The 21,258-nt window shown below is 35.7% G+C and carries 22 protein-coding genes; 8 read left to right on the top strand and 14 right to left on the bottom strand.

Annotation, left to right across the window (positions count from 1 at the left end; translation table 11 throughout):
* The first annotated feature begins 5 nt into the window (after positions 1 to 5).
* Together HMPREF9699_RS03310 and HMPREF9699_RS03305 are read left to right on the top strand one after the other, a co-directional pair.
* A complete protein-coding gene (locus HMPREF9699_RS03310; RefSeq protein ID WP_002662404.1) occupies positions 6 to 2,198 on the top strand; it encodes a sensor histidine kinase in 2,193 nt (730 codons plus the stop codon).
* 118 nt (positions 2,199 to 2,316) lie between these two features.
* Positions 2,317 to 3,291 (top strand): IS256 family transposase, variant Zn-binding type, encoded by a 975-nt coding sequence (locus tag HMPREF9699_RS03305; RefSeq protein ID WP_002661810.1) that lies wholly within the window; start codon positions 2,317 to 2,319, stop codon positions 3,289 to 3,291.
* A 271-nt stretch (positions 3,292 to 3,562) separates the two neighbouring features.
* Here the strand turns inward: HMPREF9699_RS03305 and HMPREF9699_RS03300 are convergent, their stop codons facing one another.
* Positions 3,563 to 4,300: an SIMPL domain-containing protein gene (locus HMPREF9699_RS03300; protein ID WP_002662403.1), complete on the bottom strand. Its 738-nt coding sequence runs from the start codon at positions 4,298 to 4,300 to the stop codon at positions 3,563 to 3,565.
* A gap of 40 nt (positions 4,301 to 4,340) precedes the next feature.
* Positions 4,341 to 4,865 (bottom strand): thioredoxin family protein, encoded by a 525-nt coding sequence (locus tag HMPREF9699_RS03295; protein WP_002662402.1) that lies wholly within the window; start codon positions 4,863 to 4,865, stop codon positions 4,341 to 4,343.
* A gap of 115 nt (positions 4,866 to 4,980) precedes the next feature.
* Between HMPREF9699_RS03295 and HMPREF9699_RS03290 the strand changes: the two genes are divergently transcribed.
* Positions 4,981 to 5,817, top strand: a complete 837-nt coding sequence (locus tag HMPREF9699_RS03290) for an IS5 family transposase (protein WP_002662401.1) — start codon at positions 4,981 to 4,983, stop codon at positions 5,815 to 5,817.
* Between the two features lie 46 nt (positions 5,818 to 5,863).
* On the opposite strand, the gene HMPREF9699_RS03285 is transcribed toward HMPREF9699_RS03290, so the two are convergent.
* On the bottom strand, positions 5,864 to 7,258 hold the full coding sequence (locus HMPREF9699_RS03285; RefSeq protein ID WP_002662400.1) for a peptide MFS transporter: 1,395 nt from the start codon (positions 7,256 to 7,258) through the stop codon (positions 5,864 to 5,866).
* Positions 7,259 to 7,581: 323 nt separating this feature from the next.
* Between HMPREF9699_RS03285 and HMPREF9699_RS03280 the strand changes: the two genes are divergently transcribed.
* Both HMPREF9699_RS03280 and HMPREF9699_RS03275 read left to right on the top strand, forming a co-directional pair.
* Positions 7,582 to 8,085, top strand: a complete 504-nt coding sequence (locus HMPREF9699_RS03280) for a ferritin (RefSeq protein WP_002662399.1) — start codon at positions 7,582 to 7,584, stop codon at positions 8,083 to 8,085.
* A 128-nt stretch (positions 8,086 to 8,213) separates the two neighbouring features.
* Positions 8,214 to 9,188: an IS256 family transposase, variant Zn-binding type gene (locus HMPREF9699_RS03275; RefSeq protein WP_002661810.1), complete on the top strand. Its 975-nt coding sequence runs from the start codon at positions 8,214 to 8,216 to the stop codon at positions 9,186 to 9,188.
* 287 nt (positions 9,189 to 9,475) lie between these two features.
* Here the strand turns inward: HMPREF9699_RS03275 and ftsZ are convergent, their stop codons facing one another.
* From ftsZ to HMPREF9699_RS03240, 7 genes are all read right to left on the bottom strand, one after another.
* A complete protein-coding gene (gene ftsZ, locus HMPREF9699_RS03270) occupies positions 9,476 to 11,272 on the bottom strand; it encodes a cell division protein FtsZ (RefSeq protein WP_002662397.1) in 1,797 nt (598 codons plus the stop codon).
* A gap of 54 nt (positions 11,273 to 11,326) precedes the next feature.
* Positions 11,327 to 12,706 (bottom strand): cell division protein FtsA, encoded by a 1,380-nt coding sequence (gene ftsA, locus HMPREF9699_RS03265; protein WP_034985481.1) that lies wholly within the window; start codon positions 12,704 to 12,706, stop codon positions 11,327 to 11,329.
* A gap of 39 nt (positions 12,707 to 12,745) precedes the next feature.
* Positions 12,746 to 13,408: a cell division protein FtsQ/DivIB gene (locus tag HMPREF9699_RS03260; protein WP_245946078.1), complete on the bottom strand. Its 663-nt coding sequence runs from the start codon at positions 13,406 to 13,408 to the stop codon at positions 12,746 to 12,748.
* Between the two features lie 101 nt (positions 13,409 to 13,509).
* Positions 13,510 to 14,862 carry a UDP-N-acetylmuramate--L-alanine ligase gene (gene murC, locus HMPREF9699_RS03255; protein ID WP_002662391.1) on the bottom strand — a complete coding sequence of 451 codons (1,353 nt, stop codon included), beginning with the start codon at positions 14,860 to 14,862 and terminating at the stop codon, positions 13,510 to 13,512.
* Between the two features lie 184 nt (positions 14,863 to 15,046).
* On the bottom strand, positions 15,047 to 15,346 hold the full coding sequence (locus tag HMPREF9699_RS03250; protein WP_002662388.1) for a nucleotidyltransferase domain-containing protein: 300 nt from the start codon (positions 15,344 to 15,346) through the stop codon (positions 15,047 to 15,049).
* Positions 15,339 to 15,764, bottom strand: coding sequence for a nucleotidyltransferase substrate binding protein (locus HMPREF9699_RS03245; RefSeq protein WP_002662386.1), 426 nt, complete (start codon positions 15,762 to 15,764; stop codon positions 15,339 to 15,341). Before HMPREF9699_RS03245 ends, HMPREF9699_RS03250 begins: the two co-directional genes overlap by 8 nt.
* Positions 15,765 to 15,841: 77 nt before the next feature.
* The gene (locus tag HMPREF9699_RS03240; RefSeq protein WP_002662383.1) at positions 15,842 to 16,084 is read right to left on the bottom strand and encodes a hypothetical protein; all 243 of its coding nucleotides are present in this window, start codon (positions 16,082 to 16,084) and stop codon (positions 15,842 to 15,844) included.
* A 287-nt stretch (positions 16,085 to 16,371) separates the two neighbouring features.
* Between HMPREF9699_RS03240 and HMPREF9699_RS03235 the strand changes: the two genes are divergently transcribed.
* Positions 16,372 to 17,028 carry a ComF family protein gene (locus tag HMPREF9699_RS03235; protein ID WP_002662381.1) on the top strand — a complete coding sequence of 219 codons (657 nt, stop codon included), beginning with the start codon at positions 16,372 to 16,374 and terminating at the stop codon, positions 17,026 to 17,028.
* A gap of 50 nt (positions 17,029 to 17,078) precedes the next feature.
* On the opposite strand, the gene rplL is transcribed toward HMPREF9699_RS03235, so the two are convergent.
* From rplL to rplK, 4 genes are read right to left on the bottom strand one after another with little or no spacing between them, the layout of a single operon-like run.
* Positions 17,079 to 17,450 (bottom strand): 50S ribosomal protein L7/L12, encoded by a 372-nt coding sequence (gene rplL, locus HMPREF9699_RS03230; protein ID WP_002662378.1) that lies wholly within the window; start codon positions 17,448 to 17,450, stop codon positions 17,079 to 17,081.
* Positions 17,451 to 17,500: 50 nt separating this feature from the next.
* Positions 17,501 to 18,028: a 50S ribosomal protein L10 gene (gene rplJ, locus HMPREF9699_RS03225; RefSeq protein ID WP_002662377.1), complete on the bottom strand. Its 528-nt coding sequence runs from the start codon at positions 18,026 to 18,028 to the stop codon at positions 17,501 to 17,503.
* Positions 18,029 to 18,041: 13 nt separating this feature from the next.
* A complete protein-coding gene (gene rplA / locus HMPREF9699_RS03220; protein WP_002662375.1) occupies positions 18,042 to 18,734 on the bottom strand; it encodes a 50S ribosomal protein L1 in 693 nt (230 codons plus the stop codon).
* Between the two features lie 11 nt (positions 18,735 to 18,745).
* Positions 18,746 to 19,189, bottom strand: a complete 444-nt coding sequence (rplK, locus tag HMPREF9699_RS03215) for a 50S ribosomal protein L11 (RefSeq protein WP_002662373.1) — start codon at positions 19,187 to 19,189, stop codon at positions 18,746 to 18,748.
* Positions 19,190 to 19,848: 659 nt separating this feature from the next.
* On the opposite strand from rplK, the gene recR reads away from it, so the two are divergent.
* Together recR and HMPREF9699_RS03205 are read left to right on the top strand one after the other, a co-directional pair.
* Entirely contained in the window at positions 19,849 to 20,460 is a 612-nt protein-coding gene (recR, locus tag HMPREF9699_RS03210) for a recombination mediator RecR (RefSeq protein ID WP_002662372.1), read from the top strand.
* Positions 20,461 to 20,465: 5 nt separating this feature from the next.
* Entirely contained in the window at positions 20,466 to 21,257 is a 792-nt protein-coding gene (locus tag HMPREF9699_RS03205; RefSeq protein ID WP_002662370.1) for a glycosyltransferase family 2 protein, read from the top strand.
* The last annotated feature ends 1 nt before the right edge of the window (position 21,258 follow it).

Raw genomic sequence — 21,258 nt, 5'->3', positions numbered from 1 at the left:
TATTCATGAAAAATAGAAAAACAGACCAATCAACGCTCCTGCTCACTACGCTCTTTGTGGTAGCATCAGCGTTGATTTTTTTTGTTCTCGCACTCACTTTTAATAACCTTAACGAAACCCGAAAATCTAATGAGATCGCCCAGCAAAGCATCCTCATTCAGACTTCCCTTAATCAACTTTCTAACCAGCTACACCTCTCAGAGTTAGAAAGAACCAAAAACATTCATAAAAAATATAGCCTCCAAAAACAAAAAAACGCTCTCCTGTCTTCGCTGAACAAGGCGGAGAAGATGCTTAACGAATATCGGAAAGAAGAATGCAGCTCAGAAGCTCTTCATCACCATACCCTGCACTACATTACCCTATTTACCAACTATGAAAACACCTACGAGGTGTCCTCTGATACAGATATTCTAAAAAAAAATAAAGAAATATCCAAAACTTTTAAAAGCATAAAGAAGGAAATCAATGCAATTCATAAAAAAGAAAAAGATTTCCAATTATTACAACACCAAAGACACCTTAAAAAACAAGACGAAATCCCTTTTTATATCTCCATCTTCGCACTTATCTCATTTCCTCTTCTCATATTTACTTTTATCTATTTCCTGAAAAAATTTCATCAGCAAAAAAAACTCAATAATCAGCTGAATCTATCCTTAGAAACCATGAAAATGGCTCAAGAAACAGGACAATACGGTGTATGGAGGTGGGATATGGAAAATGATGAGATTTACTTTTCAGAACAAATATACGCCATCATGGGATATGAGCCGAATGGCATTCACATTTCCCTCAGCTCTATTTTTAGTAATATTCATCCCGATGATTTGGCATTCTTTAAAAACAAAATGAAAAACTTAGCCGAAAGTGGCACTACGGAAGCCTTTAACTACCGAGCCTTCAACGCAAAAAATGAAATTATTCATTTTCAAACCGTGGCTAAAACACATACCAACTTACAGAATAAACAATTCATCATCGGTATCTCCACGGATATTACCAAAGATATAGAACATCAGCTCCATCTGGAGTCCACCAATGCTACACTTATGGAAAAAAATAAAAATCTTAGCATTATCAATGAAATATTTGAAGAAGCAGAAAAAATCGGTAAATTCGGAACTTGGCAATGGTTTGCAGATGGAAATACTTATCATTTTTCAGACAATCTAAAAAGAATCTATGGGTACGATATTAAAGATGAAAACATTACCACAGAAGATCTCATAAGTAGAACCTGCCCAGAAGACCTACCGCTGATTCACAGAAAAATGAAAAAAATGATGAGCCATACCTTCATTCTCCCTTTTGTGTACAGAATAGTGAGAAAAACTGATGGCGTGGTGCGTTACCTCTCTGTGAATAGTAAATTTATAGATGATGACCCTCTGATAGGTAACTACCTGATGGTCATCGTAAGAGATGTTACCCTAGATGAACAAAGACAAAGAAAACTAGAAGAACAAAACCGAACTTTAGAAGAAAACAATAAAGAACTAGAGGCTTTTAACTATGTAGCCAGCCATGACCTACAAGAACCTCTGAGAAAAATAGAGACTTTCATCTCCCGTTTAGAGGACAAAGAGAAAAATAATTTCTCAGAATTTGGACAAAAATACCTTTCCAGAATTTCTTTTTCTGCAAAACGAATGAGAAAACTCATTGATGACCTTTTACAGTTTTCTAGAAACACCCGTGTAGAGCAGAGTTTCAGCCTCATAGATCTCAATACGGTTCTAGAAAACACTAAAGAAGAGCTTACCGCTACCATCAAAAATAAAAATGCCACCATCCATGCCGGAGTTCTCCCAAAAATTCATGGTATAGAGTTTCAGATACAGCAGCTTTTCATGAATATCATTGGAAATTCTATCAAATATGCACACCCCGAAAGAAATCCTGAAATTACCATTACCACAAAATGCGTAGAGGTGAGTTTAGAACACCCTTATAAAAACTTGGCACCTGGGAAATATCAGCAAATTTCCTTTGAAGACAATGGAATAGGCTTTGACCAACAGTACGCTGATAGAATATTCAAACTCTTTAATAGGCTTCACGGTAAACTAGAATACGAAGGCACAGGCATAGGCTTAGCCATCTGTAAAAAAATTGTGGAAAATCACAAAGGAAAAATCTTCGCTGAAAGCACCATCAACCAAGGTGCTAAATTTACCGTAATTCTTCCTATTTAAACCATTCTGCTAGAAAGACAATATAACAAAAAATGGTGCTTAAAAACCTTGTAAAGCATTGTCTTTTATAGACTTATAAGAGTTATAATGAAAGTGGTTTCATTATAACTCTTATTTTATGTCCAAAACGAATAAAAAATGTCCAGTTTGTGATTCTAATCACATCATCAAAAAAGGAAAAAGAAATGGAAAACAACGCTTTCAATGTGGAGATTGTCAGGCAAATTTTACGATTAAAAACATTGGTGTAAAAAGAAAAAATCAATTCATTTGGTTCAGAAAATGGATAATGGAAAGGCAAGTCTATAAAACCCTTTCGAGGGATAGCTCAATGAGCCAATCTACCCTTCAAAACCTCTTTAAACATTACCTTTCACAAGTTCCTACCCTCAGCATCAAAAGCAAGACAAAGGTTCATCTCTTGATTGATGGCACCTACTTTTCCAATGGATTATGCCTGATACTCTACTACGATTATGACATTCGATATGTGCAACTTTACCGCCAAACCAACAAGGAAAAACTTCGTGATATAAAGCAAGATTTGGAAAACTTAAAGAAGCTGAATGTGGCAGTTTACAGTGTAACCTGCGATGGGCATAAATCTATTTTAGGAGCGGTAAAAAAGGTGTTTCCAGAGGTGATTATCCAAAGATGTTTAGTGCATATTAAACGACAGATTAAGAACTATTTAAGTGGTAGCCCAAAACATTTTATTAGCCAACAGCTTTTGTGTTTATCCAAAGAAATTACGCATCTAAAAACCAATGAACAGGCTAACGATTGGGTAAATAGATTTTACCAGTGGTATGTTGAAAATCAATATTTTATAGAAGAAAAATCAATGAATGAAGAATCTGGATTTCAGTGGTTTAAACATAAAAATCTACACTTAGCTACTTATCATATTATCAATGCCTTACCCAATATGTTTGCATATCTGAAAGATAGTGAAATCCCTTATACTACCAATCGTTTAGAAGCCTATTTTACGCATTTGAAAGAGAAATTAACCTTGCATAGAGGACTTCGTTTTGAGGCTAAAAAGAACTTTATAAAATGGTATTTATATTTTAAAAATCAAGGGGGATAAGGTTTTTTTTAGCCATAGGGTTCATCCGATAGTTTTAATAAAAAAGGGTGAGAAAAACTCACCCCTAAAACTATCGTTTTGAACATTGATTGTATTGCTGACAATGAACTATGTTCGTAACCTTCGTAAAAGCTATTCGCTTTTTCTCGCTTATTCCTCAGCAGAGCTTGTTTCCTCTTCCAATCAATGTGCGAAATATAAGCATTTTTTATCAATTATAAAAGTACCATTTTTTACCACATTGCCGCTAGAAAAATAAGATAACGAGTTTTTATTTTACTTTATACTCTAGTTTAATGGTAATACTCGCTTCTTTTTCTTTAGACGAGGTATTAAAAGTTCCACCATAAGAAAACTCTTCATCAGAATTAGGAGCTGTGATTTGAATCACCCCCATAGTAGCTTTTTTTAATTCTCCTAAAGAAGCCCCTGCGTTGTGTGCTATTTTTTCAGCTCTTTCTTTAGCATCTTTAGTAGCATCGGCTATCATTTCTTGCTTCACATCAGCCAGTTTGGTATAGAAATACCTAGGAGATGAAGAGGTAAACTCTATTCCCAAATTAATAATTTCAGTAATATTTCTAGATACATTCTCTATTTTAGCTACATCTTTCCCTTCTATAGAAACGCTCTGCGTAAGCTCATACCCTCCAAAAGTTCGGATAGAGTTCCCATTCGCATCCGTAGAGTAATTATATTGTTTAGAAATATCCACAGAGGAAAAAACGATTTGGTTCCTTGGAATGCCTTTAGATTCTAAATATTTTTGAATTTCTCGCCTATCCAATGCCAGTGCATCATAAGCACTCTTCAGCTCATAATCATTTCTAGAAAAACTTCCAGACCACGCAATGAGGTCAGAAGTAAACTGTTTGGTCCCTAGCCCCGTTACAGAGATGGTTTGGTCTGCTTTATTTCTATTTTTCACCGCATCTCCGAGGACAAATGAAGAAATTACCAGTCCTAAAGCGGCAATTCCCGCTACGATGGTGGTGGCTTTATTATCCATGACAATTGCTTTTTGTTTTACTAAGTTACTGAATTTTGTATTATTTCAATGTTTTAAGCTGAAGTTTTTTTTGATATTTCTCCCAGTCTTCGGCCGTTTTTATTTTTTTGTACTCATCCGTACTAAAGAACTGCAAATATGGCATTAGCTCTTTGGTTTCCATCGCTCCCGTAAAAGCCGTAAGCACATTCCCCTGTGCATCAAAAAAAACGGTGGAAGGAAAACCATTTAGGCCTAAATAAAGAAAAAACTCATGAAATTTAGTATTTTTCTGATTTGAAGCATGAAAATCTCTCCCCTTATAATGAATATTTTCTTTTCCTTCTCCATTAAACTTAACGGGATAATAATGTGTATTAATATATTGAACTACCTCAGGATGGGTAAAAACCGTTTTATCCATTTGCTTACAAACGCCACACCAAGAGGCATAGACATTCATAAAAATCTTTTTAGGCTGATTTTTCTGAGCTTTTAATGCGTCGCTCATCGTCATCCACTGTATCTGCTGGGCATTCCAAATACTAAAAAATAAAATACTGAGAAATAATACTGCTTTATTCATATATAATCTTTTAAAATCACCATGGATTCAAAAATAATACCGAGTCTATCTTGACTTTTTGAAAACAAACAAGGAATTATGATTTTTGTGGTGTGAAACATAAAAACCTAAGACCTTGTTTGTAGTACTGGACAAAGATACGATAGTAGAAGAAATTATCCCACATTTACCTAAAAGAAAAAGAGGATTTAAACCAAAATCGCCTATTAGTGAGATAATTAACTGTATTTTATACAAATTGAAAACAGGTATTCAATGGGCACTTTTACCAATGGAACAATTGTTTTCAGAGGTAGTTCCGAGCTATAAAACCGTGTTTGGGCATTACCGGAAATGGTGCAAAGAAGGTGCTTGGCAGACTTGTTGGGTAGAAATTTTGAAGAAAAACAAATCGAAAATAGATTGTTCAAGTTGCGATTTTGACGGTAGCCAAACACCCGCAAAAAAAGGAGGGGAACAAGTAGGATATCAAGCTCGTAAAAAAGCAAAAACAACGAATAGTTTGTTCTTGTCCGACAGGCAAGGTTTGATGTTAGCAATGTCTCAGCCTATATCTGGCCAGCATCACGACTTGTATAACATAGAGGTTCATTTTCAAGAAATTACATCCGTTTTGAAAAAAGCTGAAATTTCCACAGAGGGTTTATTTGTGAATTTTGATGCAGGTTTTGACAGTGAAAATCTTCGGAAAATAACCGCCTCAGAAGGTATCATAGCCAATATTTGTGAAAACAAAAGAAACCAAAAATCACCCTCTGAAGCGGAACATTATTTCGATAAAAAACTCTACAAAGAGCGTTACGCCATTGAAAGAAGCAACGCTTGGATGGATAGTTTTCGTTCGGTTTTAAATCGTTTTGATACTACCGTAAGTAGTTGGATAGGTTTTAATTACCTTGCCTTTATCGTATTAGGACTCAGAAAATTTAAACAAAAGAGAAAGTCGAGATGAGTTCACCATAAAAAAAACCTCTGAAAGAATCAGAGGTTTAGTAATTTTATCTCACACCATGCATTAGCTTCAGGATAAATTTATTTAGAAGAATAAGAAGTAAACCACAAATCATCACAAAAACAGCAATGTAGGTAAATACTTGTCCTGCTCCTAAAGTTTCTACACTAGATGCTACAAGCCCTCCAATAAAGTTGGCCGCAGAAGAAGAAAGCATCCATACCGCCATAAGGACCGAAGCCAGTTTAGGTGGAGAAAGCTTAGTTACTACTGAAAGCCCTACTGGTGAAAGACATAGCTCTCCAATGGTATGAAGCAAGTAAGTCATAATGAGCCACATCATAGCTGCCTTATTCGCTACATCATTAATATCTCCATTGGCTTCTCTTTCTGCTACCGCTCCCAGCATAAATAAGAATCCTATGCCTAAAATAATCATTCCCACACCCATTTTCAGCGGCGTGCTTAATTTTTTTCCTAATTTAGAATTCCAAAACATGGCGAATAACGGTGCCAAAAGCACAATAAATACTGGGTTTACCGATTGGAACCAAGAGGCTGGAACTTCAAAATTCCCTATCTTTCTATCAATATAAGAATCTGTGTACAAGGATAGTGAAGAACCTGCCTGCTCAAAGCCTGCCCAAAAGAATACCGCGAATAAAAACAAGATAAAAATTACTGAGATTCTTTGCTTCTCTTGAGTTTTATCCAATTTTTCTCCTGTTTGAGGATTAATAGAGTCTAAGTTCTCTACCAATTCAGCATTTTTAGAAGCACCTACTGGTTTTCTTCCTAAATCTCCCAAGTATTTCTGTGCAAATAGATTAAAAACCAATTGTCCTAATAACATACCTATTCCAGCAGCTAAGAAACCATATTTATAGCCATGGCTCATGATTTCTCCACCTTCTTTTACCGCAAATAAATCATCTGTAAGATATCCGATTACTAGAGGTGCTAAAAATGCTCCTAAATTAATTCCCATATAGAAAATAGAAAATGCAGAATCTCTCCTATCATCTCCTTCTGCATAAAGCCCTCCTACCAGCGTAGAAATATTGGGTTTAAAGAATCCGTTACCGATGATGAGTAATATTAACCCGATATACAGTCCCGTCATACTATTCATACCGAAAAGCACAAACTGACCGAACATCATAGTAATCCCTCCAATAGTGATGGCAAGTCTTTTTCCTAAATATTTATCTGCCAACCACCCTCCGATAAGTGGCGTAAAATATACCATCCCTGCAAAATTACCATACAATAAGGTAGCTTCTGCTTTATCCATACCCAGCCCTCCTTGTAGATAAGTTTTTGTAAGATAATAAATAAGTATAGCACGCATTCCATAGTACGAGAAACGCTCCCACATTTCTGTAAAGAACAAAAGGTAAAGACCTTTAGGATGTCCTTTTTTAGCTTGAACTGAATTCATTTTCTATGTTAAATTTTTGTTAAGACGACAAATATAGTTTTTTTCTGAAAATATACCATTAATTAATTTCAAAAAAATACCGATGATTTTTTTTAATAATTTTATTTAGAATTAATTCAAAATACTTATTTTTGTATAGAAAAATTCTAAATATGCTTACCCAAACGAGTACTACAAACACCAACCAATCACTGATTTGCAACAACTTAAGTACAAATATTGAGTTTTTTTGTTCTAAGAAAAAGTGCTGTAAAAAATTTAAGAAAGGAAAACGGTGTAAAAAATGCCCAGGAAACCTTAAATTAGCCTAAAATTATAAAGTAATGATACATCCAGAAATCGAAAGATTAATTAACGAACAAATTACTCACGAACAATACGCAGCTCAGCTTTACCTCTCTATGTCTGCATGGTTTTATGGTAGAGACCTAGATGGCATTGGACATTATTTCCGTGTACAGTCTAAGGAAGAGCTCATGCATGCAGAAAAATTCTTTGACTATCTTAATGATTTGGGAGGAACGATAAAATTAGGTGCTGTAGATGCTCCTCCACATGATTTTGCAGATGAGAAAACCATCTTTGCACTTGCTCTGGAACATGAAAAAAAAGTATCTCAGAGTATTTTTAATATCTTAAAAGTAGCGAACGAAGTAAATGATTTCCCTACTACCAATTTTCTACAATGGTTTGTAAATGAACAGGTAGAAGAGGAAGCAAATGCCTCACAGCTGGTAAGCAAAATCAATATGGTAATAGATAATCCTTCTGCACTCTACCTCTTTGATAAAGAATTAGGACAGAGAGTATTGGTACAAGAAGCATAATAAAATATGATTCATCCATAAAAATAGACAATATAACAAAAAATGGTGCTTAAAAACCTTGTAAAGCATTGTCTTTTATAGACTTATAAGAGTTATAATGAAAGTGGTTTCATTATAACTCTTATTTTATGTCCAAAACGAATAAAAAATGTCCAGTTTGTGATTCTAATCACATCATCAAAAAAGGAAAAAGAAATGGAAAACAACGCTTTCAATGTGGAGATTGTCAGGCAAATTTTACGATTAAAAACATTGGTGTAAAAAGAAAAAATCAATTCATTTGGTTCAGAAAATGGATAATGGAAAGGCAAGTCTATAAAACCCTTTCGAGGGATAGCTCAATGAGCCAATCTACCCTTCAAAACCTCTTTAAACATTACCTTTCACAAGTTCCTACCCTCAGCATCAAAAGCAAGACAAAGGTTCATCTCTTGATTGATGGCACCTACTTTTCCAATGGATTATGCCTGATACTCTACTACGATTATGACATTCGATATGTGCAACTTTACCGCCAAACCAACAAGGAAAAACTTCGTGATATAAAGCAAGATTTGGAAAACTTAAAGAAGCTGAATGTGGCAGTTTACAGTGTAACCTGCGATGGGCATAAATCTATTTTAGGAGCGGTAAAAAAGGTGTTTCCAGAGGTGATTATCCAAAGATGTTTAGTGCATATTAAACGACAGATTAAGAACTATTTAAGTGGTAGCCCAAAACATTTTATTAGCCAACAGCTTTTGTGTTTATCCAAAGAAATTACGCATCTAAAAACCAATGAACAGGCTAACGATTGGGTAAATAGATTTTACCAGTGGTATGTTGAAAATCAATATTTTATAGAAGAAAAATCAATGAATGAAGAATCTGGATTTCAGTGGTTTAAACATAAAAATCTACACTTAGCTACTTATCATATTATCAATGCCTTACCCAATATGTTTGCATATCTGAAAGATAGTGAAATCCCTTATACTACCAATCGTTTAGAAGCCTATTTTACGCATTTGAAAGAGAAATTAACCTTGCATAGAGGACTTCGTTTTGAGGCTAAAAAGAACTTTATAAAATGGTATTTATATTTTAAAAATCAAGGGGGATAAGGTTTTTTTTAGCCATAGGGTTCATCCGATAGTTTTAATAAAAAAGGGTGAGAAAAACTCACCCCTAAAACTATCGTTTTGAACATTGATTGTATTGCTGACAATGAACTATGTTCGTAACCTTCGTAAAAGCTATTCGCTTTTTCTCGCTTATTCCTCAGCAGAGCTTGTTTCCTCTTCCAATCAATGTGCGAGATATAAGCATTTTTTATCAATTATAAAAGTACCATTTTTTACCACATTGCCTAAAAATAAAACACCCCAAACCATCGTTTGGGGTGTTTTTATTAATCTACATCTCTATTGAGAAATCTGTTTTGGCGAATTTCGGTATTGCCCTGATGATCCTCACGGAGATAAGTATTCACCTGTTGAGAAGAAGGCTCTTCCAGTCCTTCAATCTGAATATTTTTTCTTCTAAAAGAAGGCGTACTTTCGAAATCATCTTTGGTCTTATCTACCTGATAACGAGAATTAAATTCTTCCAACTTCCTCCTCCTTTCCATGATTTTGGATTCATTAGACTTAGAAATAAAAGTAAATCCCTCGTGCTTTTCTTCTATAATTTGCTCTACCTGAGGAGGTACTTCTGTTTCCACCTTAGGCGTTTCTTTCTCTATAGTAGAAAAAAGGTTGGGCTGAGCTTCTGTGGTATTCTGAGCTTCTTTTTCCTCGGTTTCAAAAACCATAGGTTCAGAATCTGCTACCGTAAAGGTGAAAGAAATTGGTTTTTCTTCCTCCGTAATTACAAAAGGTTTATTTTCTTCTTTCTCTTCATAATCAAAACCAAAAGATAATGTCTCATCTGAATGAATGATATTTTCATCTTGATAATCTCCATACACCTCTACTACCTCATTTTCATAAGCCAAGGACTGTGTCATTCCCGCAGATGAAGAGGGCGTAGTACTCATGGTTATCCCAGTACTTGATGGCTCATCATGGTCATCTAATTTGAATACATTTTTCCCCGATTCATTCACGGAAGATGATGTTTCAGATGCTACTGATGTTCTATCAAATGGTGATGGTTTTCTCTGGGCATTTTGTTCTCCAAGCCCTAATACTATTTTTTCATTTTTAGCAGGTGCTTTATTAGAAAAGCCTGTAGCAATGACCAATACCTTTATGGCATCCCCTAGCTCATCATCTGTTCCTACTCCGAATATGATGTTGGCCTCATTATCTCCTCCTGCTTCATTTTGAACATAGTCATTAATAAGTCCTATTTCATCCATAGTAGCCTCATGGGCTTCATCAGAACCACTAAGAATGAGCAATAGTACATCCTTCGCTCCTGTAATTTTACTATCATTCAAGAGCGGAGAATCTAATGCTTTTCTTACCGCCTCTTCTGCTCTCTTTTCCCCTGTAGCAATTCCTGTGGACATCAATGCTGTACCTGAATTCTGGAGTACCGATTTTGCATCTCGGAAGTCAATATTAATTTGGAAAGGAGCAGTAATTACCTCTGCCATTCCTTTTGCGGCATTGGTAAGTACTTCGTCTGCTTTGGAAAAGCCTTGTTTGAATCCAAGATTTCCAAACTGCTGTCTCAATTTATCATTATTGATAACAATGAGAGAATCTACATTTTCTCTTAATTTTTCTAATCCAGCTTCTGCCTGACTCACTCTTCTTTTTCCCTCAAAAGCGAAAGGTACGGTAACAATGGCCACAGTAAGAATGCCCATTTCTTTGGCTATTTTTGCCACTACGGGAGCGGCTCCTGTACCTGTACCACCGCCCATTCCCGCGGTGATGAATACCATTTTAGTATTTTGTCCTAAAGCAGACTTAATATCATCTATACTTTCTATTGCTGCTTTTTCTCCCACTTCAGGGTCAGCACCTGCACCAAGACCTTCGGTAATGGAAACACCAAGCTGCACTTTATTAGAAACAGGATTACTATTGAGGGTTTGTGCATCGGTATTACAAATTACAAAATCCACTCCATGGATGCCTCTTTCATACATGTGTTTCAAGGCATTATTTCCACCTCCTCCTACACCGATTACTTTTATAATAGAAGAGTTGCCTTTTGGCAAGTCAAAGGTAAAACCCGAATTATTATTTTCCATATTCATTTTGTTCAAAAACGCTTAACTTTTTATTATCTGAAAATGAGACTCTTACTAATCTTCAGACTCTTCAAAGAACTTTTTCACTTTGTCCAATATCCTCTGTCCTAAACTCGTTGGTTTCTCCTTATCCGCTGGAGCAAGAACTTCGGTAGGAATAGTGGCTTCTTCTCCTGATTCTACAAAAGTATTATTTTTTGCGGAATTTTCATGAATTTTTTCTTCATTTTCTTGCTCATTGTCTTTCTGTAAATTTTTATTGAGCTGCTCTCTATCTCTAATTTCGAGGCTTTCCATCAATAAACCAATGGCTGTGGCATACTCCGGTCCCTTTAATGATTGGTTTTTATCATTGCTAATATATTCATTTGCATAACCTAATCTGGTTTCAAAACCTGTTTTATACCTCGCCAGTTGTCTAATATTTTTCAAATTAGAGCCACCACCTGTAAGCACTATTCCCATAATGAGTTTTTTCTTTTGTTCGTGGGCACCATAGGCTTTGAGTTCATTGTTTACCATATCTAGAATATCTTCCACTCTGGCATTAATGATTTGCGAAAGAGAACGAAGAGAAATTTCTCTATTCGGTCTGCCATGCACCCCAGAAATGGTAACATAGGTATTATCTTTTTCCAGCTCTGGAACAGCTGAACCGAACTGTACTTTAAGCTGTTCTGCCTGTTTTTCTATAATAGAACATCCCTCCTTAATATCTTCGGTTATGATGCCACCGCCAAAAGGAATCACACAGGTATGACGAATGATATTATCCTTAAAAATAGCAATATCTGTAGTTCCACCTCCAATATCTACAATGGCTACGCCCGCCTCTTTCTCCTCTTTGGTGAGAACTGCTTCGGAAGAAGCCAACGGCTCTAAAGTTAAAGATTCAGATTCCAAGCCCGCTTCTCTTACGCATTTTTCAATGTTCAGGATACTGGTCATCTGTCCCACTACCACATGAAAATTAGCCTCCAAACGCGTTCCGTGCATGCCGATAGGTTCCTGTATTCCACCTTCAGAATCTACTTTGTAATCTTGCGGAAGAACATGAATAATTTTTTCACCAGGGAGCATTACCAGCTTATGCACCTGTTCTTTAAGTGCTTCAATATCTTTTGCAGTAATAAAAGAATCTGGCTGCTCTCTCATGATATAATCTGAGTGCTGTAAAGAGCGTATGTGCTTTCCTGCAATACCTACCGTTACTTTTTTTATGGTTACTCCTGCTGCACGCTCTGCCGCCTGAACGGCTTCTTTAATGGAAGCAATGGTCTGTGCGATATTGGTAACAATACCTTTATTCACTCCCATACTCTTTGCTTTCCCTACGCCCATCACTTCTATTTTGCCAAAGCTGTTTTTTCGCCCTACTATGGCAACGATCTTGGTAGTACCAATGTCTAATCCCACTGAAAAATCCTGTTGCATGCTCATAATCTTGTTTGTTCAATAATTTTTTTCTATGCTCTATTCCGCTTTTTTATTTTCTTCTGGCTGATAACCTTTTCTTAGTGTTGTTACAATTTGATTATCAAAACGAAGTGAAATCTTGGTATATTTCCTTGGGTCTTGATACATCAAATATTTCTCCATAAATTTTTTAAAACCTGATAACTTATAATCCAGCTGGTGAAGGTCTCCCAGTTCCACCTTAAAATGTCCATCTTGGGTGATTAAGTAATAATTATTCTCTTTTTCTTTGACTATCCCTATATAGTATTTTTTAGAAAAAGTATCGTTCTTTATCTTATCCACCAATTCTATTAACTTCTGATATTCTGTTCTTTTCACATTTCCAGAAACCAGCATCACATCATGGGCATAATGAGGAGAGGTAGGAAATTCCTGAGCATCACCATCTACATAGTAGTTCATATCTCCCTTGGAAAGTCTAAATTTGGGTACTCTCTGCTGAATATCTATATGCAGTTTTCCATTCAGATTGAGGTACACATTGGCACTATCTACAGAAGGAAAATGATTTATTTCTTTCTCTAAATAAGGAATATCAATATCTCCTACTTTGCCAGAAGGATTTTTACTCTTGACAAAATCAATGACTCTTTTTTCATCTAGGAAATATACTTTTTCATCGTCACTGCTCACAAAATGGACCAAAATATCTTCCATTTTTTTTTCATTAAACCGAGTCAATGAAAAATACATCAATAACCCGAAAATGATTATTGTAGAAAATATTTTTAATAAACGCCATTTGTTTTTCATGCGACCTATTGTTTTTTATCCAGCCACTCCACGATGCCATCATAGAGCCTATCTATACTCCCTGCTCCCACGGTAAGAAGCACATCAAAATCTTTATTTTTTATCTTATCCAATGCTTCTGAAAGTGTAGAAACTTCTTTTTTTTGCAAAGTTACTTTTTCTAATAACCAATTGGAAGTAATTCCTAAAAAATTTTCTTGCAATTCTCTTGCTGGGTAAATGTCTAGCAAAATCAGCTCATCCGCTTGGCTTAGGCTTTGAGCAAAGCCCTCTGCGAAATCTTTCGTTCTACTGAATAAATGGGGCTGAAATGCTACCAATAATTTCTTATTAGGATAAAAAGTACGGATGGAGCCCATCACTGCATCTAGTTCTGTAGGATGATGAGCATAATCATCTACATACACTTTCCCATTGGCAAAAGAGTGCTTCGTATATCGTCTTTTGATGCCTCTAAAACTCGCCAAAGCATTTTTTAAAGTTTCTATTCCCACTCCTAAATTATACAAAACTGCCAATGCCGCCGTAGCATTTTCCACATTATGAACGCCTGGAATTTCCCATTCAAAAGGATAAACTTCTCCATTAGGCAAATGAAAATCAAAGGTAATTTTATCCTCTTTCATCTTCAAATTATCCGAGTAATAATCTGCCTTATCATTTACGGCATAAGTTATCGCATTTCTACCAATATCAATACCTTTTCTCACGAAAATTTGTTTTTCTTCAGCCACCAAACTCGCAAAATCATGAAACCCTTTTTGAATAGTTGCCGTATCTCCGTAGATATCTAAATGATCGGCATCCGTAGAGGTAATAATTGCCCAATCAGGAAACAAATTCAAAAAGCTTCTATCGTATTCGTCTGCTTCTACCACGGAGTATTCACTTCCATGAAATAAAAAATTAGATTTGAAATTTTCAGAAATCCCCCCTAGAAATGCTGAAAATGGCAACCCCGCTTCTTTACAGAGATGAGCCACAAGACTAGAGGTGGTAGTCTTACCATGCGTTCCTGCTACTGCAATACAACGGGTATCTTCCGTAATCATACCTAAAACCTTAGCCCGCTTTAGCACTTCAAAACCCTGGTGCTGGAAGTAATCCATGATTCCCAACTGCTTAATGGCCGGAGTAAAGATGACCAGTGTATCTTCTTTTTTCAAATTCACTATTTCGGCATCTATTGTATCTTCAAAAGAAATTGAAATGCCCTCCGCTTGGAGCGTTTTGGTCAGTTGGGTTTCGGTTTTATCATAGCCCAAAACTTTTTTCCCGATAGAATGAAAATACCTCGCCAAGGCACTCATCCCAATCCCTCCAATTCCAATGAAATAAAAATTACTATACTGTTTCATATTTCTTTTCTTCTTTCCAAAAGAGTTTTTCTAAATTTTTCTATTACTAAATATTATATTTTTTTATCGCTCATAAAAAATGAACACGAGATATTTGGGGATTGATATTCAATTGAAAACAGGATAGTTAAATCATCTTAAGATTCTTTATCTGTACTTTAAAACTTCATGTGTTTTTTTATTTTCAACAAGCAAATACTTTCCCCACTCTTCTGATATGCTCCTTTAAATCTTCATTTTCAATTTTTTCAAACACCGATAAGTCAATCTTATATGGCAACAATAAATCATCCAACTGCATTTCTATTTTGAGCAAATCATTATAGGAGATTGCTCCCAAAAGAGACAAGTCTATATCCGAATTGTATCGGAAATTCCCCTTTGCTCTTGAGCCATAAATCAATACTTTTTCTATATTTTTAAATCTTGAAAAAACATTATTCATCTGCTCTATTACTTCTGCTTTAAGTCCAAATTTACTCATCCTGACGCGTTTTCATCGTTTGCCAAAATTCATAAAAAGCATCCATGTATTCCTCTTTTATCTTCCTAAAAATATCCTCCGCCGTACTTTCATTATAAATATGACTACTCTGATTTCGGCTAAGAATCATTTCTTTCCATGTAAATTGCATTTCCTCTGAGATGAGTCCCATAGAAAATGCCTCACGAATGGCATCCCTTGAGCCTGCTACATTAGGAATACCCTGGTAAATAGCGTAATCTTTCATCAAATTCCAAGCAAGTTCAAAAGAAAATTCAAAAGATTTAATCACTGAAGTTCGGATGACCTCCGCTAATTCTTCATGCTCTTGTTCTTGCTCAAAATAACGAAGTCCTTTTTCCAACTGCTCTAATGCCTTGGAGTAATTTGCAAATCTTTGTCGATATCGGATATCCATAATTACCTTTTCGCATCATGCTCTTACTACATACCAGTCTGTCAGAACATTTATACGATTGATTTTACAATTAATATCTATTTTCTCAATTTTTCTTCTGCATAATAAATAGCTTCTTCTGCAGCTTTACGAGCTTGAGGACTATTTTTATAGCAAGTACTTCCCGTAAGTTCTGCTCCTGAAGACAAAATGTATTCTACAGAAGCATTGGCCAATTTTTCCATCGTATCCAAACCCATTTGTTCCAAACGGGTAACGAATGTGTCTCCTATCCCCTTAATGGCAGTCAATTCTTTTCTTTCCTCTTTTGTAAATGGCATGGCTAATTTTATTAAATGTCTAAATTATCAAAATATCTTTCACCTGTATTTAAAAACAAATGATACCCTATAATATAGTTTCTCCAAATATAAAGAGAAACAAAAAAAAATCGAAAAAAAAACGCATTTAATTTTCCACATCATTGAAGTTGTTATAAATACAACTCATGTTTAAAGATTCATTGTTAAAATCATCTCAAAATTTAGAAAATTTAAGAAAAAAAGATGAAGACAAGTTCATGATATGGAACACTATTTTTTATTAATTTTGGTAAAAAAAAGAGGCTATGCTTTTAGATTTACTTTTTCCAAATCGCTGTTTGCATTGCACTCGAATGATTGAAGCTTATGAATGGATATGCAATGCCTGTTGGGATCAAGTAGCTTTGGCTCATTATAATTTCAATGGAACGAATGATTTTGCCAAAAGATGTAGGGTACATTTCCCTATAGAAAACGCTTATGCTTTGTTTGAATTTGTAAAATCTTCTCCCGTTCAGATGGCAATACATCAGCTGAAATACAAACATAGAGAAATCATAGGAAGATTTTTTGCTGAGCTATTCATCTCAAAACTGAGCGAATTACCTTCAGAAATTGACCTTATTACTTATATTCCTATTCATGAAAAGAAAAGGAGAGACCGTGGCTATAACCAGCTGACCCAGTTCTGCACCATAATAGGAAATCACTTTAAAATTCCCGTAGAACACAACGCTTTAAGAAGAAAAATCCACCGAAAAGCACAAGCTCAAAAATCAAAAGAAGAAAGATATATTACTCAAAATATTTTTGAATGTACACAGCCCTATCATGACACGCATTTTTTACTCATTGATGATGTCTATACCACGGGCAATACCATTGCTTCAGCAGCATGGCAACTCCTAAAAAGCGGAGAAGGAAACAAAATAAGCGTCTTAGTAATGGCTGAAGACAAATAAAAAACCGTTCCCAAAAGGAAACGGTTTTTATAGGTATAGTATGAAACAAATTATTTCAATTCGATTTCAGCACCAGCCTCTTCAAGTTGCTTCTTAAGAGCTTCAGCCTCATCTTTTGGAACACCTTGCTTGATTGGAGCAGGAGCACCATCTACGATGTCTTTTGCTTCTTTAAGACCAGCACCTGTCAAGTCTTTTACTAATTTAACTACTGCAAGTTTAGAAGCACCTGCAGATTTCAAGATTACATCGAATTCTGATTTTTCTTCAGCAGCTTCTCCACCACCAGCAGCACCAGATACTACCACGGCTGCAGCAGCTGGTTCAATTCCGTACTCCTCTTTAAGGATAGTTGCCAATTCGTTTACATCTTTAACAGTAAGGTTAACAAGCGTTTCCGCTAAATTTTTTAAATCTGACATTGTAATAATGTTTTAATTGTTGAACGATTATATTATTTTTTTTGAGTGTCTTATTCTGCTGCCTCCGCAGTTGGGGTTTCTTCATTTCCCCCTTCGTTATCTGCCTTATTTTGTAAAGCAGAAACCAATCTTTGGATAGGAGACTGAAGTAATCCGATGATTTCTCCAAGCATCTCTTCCTTAGATTTGATATTAGAAAGTGTTTCTAATTCTTTATCTCCGATGTAGAAAGTTTCCTGAACATACGCAGACTTAAGTGCTGGTTTTTCCTCTTTCTTACGGAAATCTTTGATTAATTTTGCTGGAGCATTTGCCGTTTCAGCAATCATCAAAGCTGAATTTCCTTTAAAAGTAGGGAACATTTCAGAGTAATCTACACCTTCTACCTGTTCCATTGCTTTTTGTAAAAGGGTATTTTTTACCACCTTTACTTTCACATTGCTCTTGAATGCCTGTCTTCTAAACTCTGAAGACTTTGCTGCATTAAGTCCTTCCAAATCTGCTACATAGACTACTTTTGCATCTTGTAGCAAATCTTTTATCTCTTGTATTACTAATACTTTATCTTCTTTAGTCATTGTCTTTCAAATTTTAGTTTACAGATTTAGTATCAACAGCAATACCTGGACTCATCGTAGAAGAAAGGTACACTGATTTCACATAAGTACCTTTAGCTGCAGTAGGCTTCAATTTTTGAAGTGTTTGAAGTAATTCTACTGCATTTTCTTTCAATTTTTGAGCATCGAAAGAAACTTTTCCGATTGCAGCGTGTACAATACCGTATTTATCTACTTTAAAATCAATCTTTCCAGACTTCACTTCAGAAACCGCTTTCCCGATTTCCATAGTAACTGTTCCTGATTTAGGGTTAGGCATCAATCCTCTTGGACCAAGCACTCTACCCAAAGGACCGAGTTTACCCATCACGGCTGGCATAGTTACGATAACATCTACATCTGTCCATCCGTTCTTAATTTTTTCTAGGTACTCATCTAGTCCTACGAAATCTGCACCTGCTTCTTTAGCTTCTGCCTCTTTGTCTGGTGTTACAAGGGCAAGTACTTTTACATCCTTACCTGTTCCATGCGGAAGAGAAACTACTCCTCTTACCATTTGATTTGCTTTTCTTGGATCTACACCCAATCTTACAGCAATATCCACAGAAGCATCAAATTTCGCAGTATTTACTTCTTTTACCAAAGCGGTAGCTTCATCTAAATTATAGATTCTACCTTTTTCAACTTTGCTTAAAGCTTCTTTTTGTTTTTTAGTCAATTTTGCCATATCCTTGAATCTTAAGCGTTAGTTGGTTTAGTTCCTGTTACTTTCACACCCATAGAGCGAGCAGTTCCCGCTACCATGCTCATTGCAGCATCAAGGGTAAAGCAGTTAAGGTCTGCCATCTTATCTTCTGCAATTTTCTGAATCTGTTCCCAAGATACTGAACCTACTTTATTACGATTCGGTTCTCCAGAGCCTCCTTTTAGCTTAGCCGCTTCTAATAATTGAACTGCTGCTGGTGGAGTTTTAATCACGAAGTCAAAAGATTTGTCTTCGTACACAGTAATCACTACTGGTAAAACTTGCCCTGGCTTATCTTGCGTTCTTCCGTTAAATTGTTTACAAAACTCCATGATGTTCACCCCTGCAGAACCCAAAGCTGGACCTACTGGCGGAGATGGGTTAGCTGCACCACCCTTCACCTGAAGTTTAACCATTTTAAAGACTTTCTTAGCCATTGTTGTTGTTTAAATGAATTAATAAATAATCAATGTGGAAGCATTTATTATTTATATAGTGTCCCTTATCTCACCTCGAAACACTATATTTCGGACTGCAAAATTAGAACTTTTTTTTGATTCCACCAATAAATCAATCACTTATTTTTTTCGAGATGTAATTTCTAAATTAAAAGAGCTTATTTAAATTTTTCTGATGATAAATATAGAGCCTTATACAGACACTATAAGCAGGAGGCTTTTAGCGGTTGGCTACTGTCTGTTGGCTTTTCACTTTTTAGCTTTCTAACCTCTACTTTCCAACTTCTCATTTCTAAAAGCAGTAAGCAATAGGCAGTAAGCAGTAGGCTTTTGGTCTGACCTCGTAGAGGTCATATCTTTATAGCATGGAATACGGTAGCATATAACATTCGACCCCGATGGAGTCGAATAACAAAACAAATATTATGATTACACATATTTGACTCCGATGGAGTCAATACATGCAGTTCAATTTGGGTGGATAGCGATTAGCTTTTCATTTTTTAACCTTCAAAATCTTTGTACATTATACTTTATACATTGTACAATTTCTAATCTCTAACCTCTACTTTCCAACTTCTAACTTCTAAAATTCATCTTCAGCTCCTCCTCAATAAAAAGGTATTATCTTTGCACCTATGGAATATCCAAGCAAAGTTTTAGGTAAGGCGGTAGAAGAAATATCAGGATTACCAGGCATAGGTAAAAAATCAGCACTCCGGTTGGCACTTCATCTGGTGAAGCAGCCATCACGCGTGGGCGTATCTTTAGCACAGGCAATAGAAGCACTCGTTTCTGATATTCATTATTGTAAAGAATGTCATAATTTTTCAGATTCTGAAATTTGTGATATCTGTTCAAATGCTGCAAGAGATGAAACCCAGCTTTGCATCGTGGAAGATGTGAGAGATGTAATGGCAATAGAGAATACGGGAAAATACCAAGGGAAATATTTGGTGCTAGGAGGGAAAATATCTCCTATGGAAGGCATCGCTCCGCATCAGCTGAATATTCATTCCGTGGAAAAAAAAGTAGCTCAAGGGTATATTAAAGAAATCATCTTTGCACTCAGTGCTACCATGGAGGGAGATACCACAGCGTATTATATCTATAAGAAAATAAAAAATCAACCTATTATTTTTACTTCTATTGCCCGAGGAATATCCATAGGAGACGAACTGGAATATGCAGATGAACGCTCTTTGGCAAGATCTATCCAGCAAAGAACGCCTTACCATGAATCTTTATAATACGCATGCAAGTATCTATCATTATTCCTTTTTACAATGCCGAAAACACGATACAAAAGGCCATTCTTTCTGCTATCCATCAGCAGGGGATAGACCGTATGGAAGTTATCTGCGTGAACGATGGCAGTACCGATCAAGGACATGCCGTTATAGAAAAGATCCAGGCACAGTATCCGCATTTTCCTATTTATTTAATCCATCAAACCAATCAAGGTGTGGCATCGGCAAGGAATGTGGGTATGAAAATGGCAAAAGGGGAGTATATTGCTTTTTTAGATGCCGATGATGTTTGGCATTCTGAAAAAACAAAAATTCAGCTTCAGAAAATGAGAGAATTTCATTTAGACTTCTTAGCGTGTAGAAGGCATCCGCAGAAATTACTTTTTCCTTATAAGGTAAATGCAAAGGGATATGCTCCTGTTTCTTTTCGTCAAATGCTTTTTCGGAATGAAATTCAGCCCTCTACTGTGATTTTTAAAAAGAAAATCTTAGAAAAAACAGGTGATTTTGTAGAAGGGCAAAGACATGCCGAAGATCATTATCTGTGGCTGATGATTTCCCGATTTTTTACCATGGGAATTTGGGATGAAAATCTTATTACAGCAGGAGGTGGAAAAAAAAGTTTCGGAGCATCAGGGCTTTCAGCTGACTTATCTGCTATGGCAAAAGGCTTTCAGCAAAATCTTCAACGCTTAGAAGAACAAAAAATCATTTCTAAGGTAGAAAGTTTTTTTTATTCATTATTGTATCAAATGAAATATTTATTTTTACGCTTTAGAAATAAAACGAATATCTGAA

Source organism: Bergeyella zoohelcum ATCC 43767 (assembly GCF_000301075.1).
GTDB classification, from domain to species: domain Bacteria; phylum Bacteroidota; class Bacteroidia; order Flavobacteriales; family Weeksellaceae; genus Bergeyella; species Bergeyella zoohelcum.
The sequence above is the reverse complement of the archived record's forward strand: the minus strand, read 5'-3'. Positions and strand labels throughout refer to the sequence as shown.